Origin of the sequence: Secundilactobacillus similis DSM 23365 = JCM 2765, assembly GCF_001311075.1 — a bacterium.
Classification (GTDB): Bacteria; Bacillota; Bacilli; order Lactobacillales; family Lactobacillaceae; genus Secundilactobacillus; species Secundilactobacillus similis.
The window spans coordinates 1-1,699 of record NZ_BBAD01000157.1 but is presented as its reverse complement, the minus strand read 5'-3'; the positions used below and the strand labels follow the sequence as shown (position 1 = coordinate 1,699).

At 51.1% G+C, this 1,699-nt stretch carries 1 rRNA gene; it reads left to right on the top strand.

Going from position 1 to position 1,699, the window contains the following annotated elements:
- Positions 1-67 precede the first annotated feature (67 nt).
- Positions 68-1,633: ribosomal RNA gene (locus tag JCM2765_RS16435) — 16S ribosomal RNA — on the top strand.
- Positions 1,634-1,699: the final 66 nt, after the last annotated feature.

Below are 1,699 nucleotides of genomic sequence, written 5' to 3'. Positions count from 1 at the left end.
GGTGATATCAAATGTAATTTGCGAAGTCAATTTCGCTAGTAATAATTAAATGAGCTACAAACAATCATAAATTGAGAGTTTGATCCTGGCTCAGGACGAACGCTGGCGGCGTGCCTAATACATGCAAGTCGAACGCATCCCGTTGAATTGAAGTGCTTGCACTGATTTTTAACATCGGATGAGTGGCGAACTGGTGAGTAACACGTGGGTAACCTGCCCAGAAGCGGGGGATAACACTTGGAAACAGGTGCTAATACCGCATAACAACAGAAACCGCATGGTTTCTGTTTGAAAGATGGTTTCGGCTATCACTTCTGGATGGACCCGCGGCGTATTAGCTAGTTGGTGGAGTAATGGTTCACCAAGGCAATGATACGTAGCCGACCTGAGAGGGTAATCGGCCACATTGGGACTGAGACACGGCCCAAACTCCTACGGGAGGCAGCAGTAGGGAATCTTCCACAATGGACGAAAGTCTGATGGAGCAACGCCGCGTGAGTGAAGAAGGGTTTCGGCTCGTAAAACTCTGTTGTTGAAGAAGAACACACCTGAGAGTAACTGTTCAGGTGTTGACGGTATTTAACCAGAAAGCCACGGCTAACTACGTGCCAGCAGCCGCGGTAATACGTAGGTGGCAAGCGTTGTCCGGATTTATTGGGCGTAAAGCGAGCGCAGGCGGTTTCTTAAGTCTGATGTGAAAGCCTTCGGCTTAACCGGAGAAGTGCATCGGAAACTGGGAGACTTGAGTGCAGAAGAGGACAGTGGAACTCCATGTGTAGCGGTGAAATGCGTAGATATATGGAAGAACACCAGTGGCGAAGGCGGCTGTCTGGTCTGTAACTGACGCTGAGGCTCGAAAGCATGGGTAGCGAACAGGATTAGATACCCTGGTAGTCCATGCCGTAAACGATGAATGCTAGGTGTTGGAGGGTTTCCGCCCTTCAGTGCCGCAGCTAACGCATTAAGCATTCCGCCTGGGGAGTACGACCGCAAGGTTGAAACTCAAAGGAATTGACGGGGGCCCGCACAAGCGGTGGAGCATGTGGTTTAATTCGAAGCTACGCGAAGAACCTTACCAGGTCTTGACATACTGTGCTAACCTAAGAGATTAGGCGTTCCCTTCGGGGACGCAGATACAGGTGGTGCATGGCTGTCGTCAGCTCGTGTCGTGAGATGTTGGGTTAAGTCCCGCAACGAGCGCAACCCTTATTGTCAGTTGCCAGCATTCAGTTGGGCACTCTGGCGAGACTGCCGGTGACAAACCGGAGGAAGGTGGGGATGACGTCAAGTCATCATGCCCCTTATGACCTGGGCTACACACGTGCTACAATGGATGGTACAACGAGTTGCGAACTCGCGAGAGTAAGCTAATCTCTTAAAGCCATTCTCAGTTCGGACTGCAGGCTGCAACTCGCCTGCACGAAGTCGGAATCGCTAGTAATCGCGGATCAGCATGCCGCGGTGAATACGTTCCCGGGCCTTGTACACACCGCCCGTCACACCATGAGAGTTTGCAACACCCAAAGTCGATTCGGTAACCTTCGGGAGCCTGTCGCCTAAGGTGGGGCAGATGATTAGGGTGAAGTCGTAACAAGGTAGCCGTAGGAGAACCTGCGGCTGGATCACCTCCTTTCTAAGGAATAATACGGAAACCTGCACAGAGACAAAACTTTGTTTAGTTTTGAGAGGTCTACTCTCA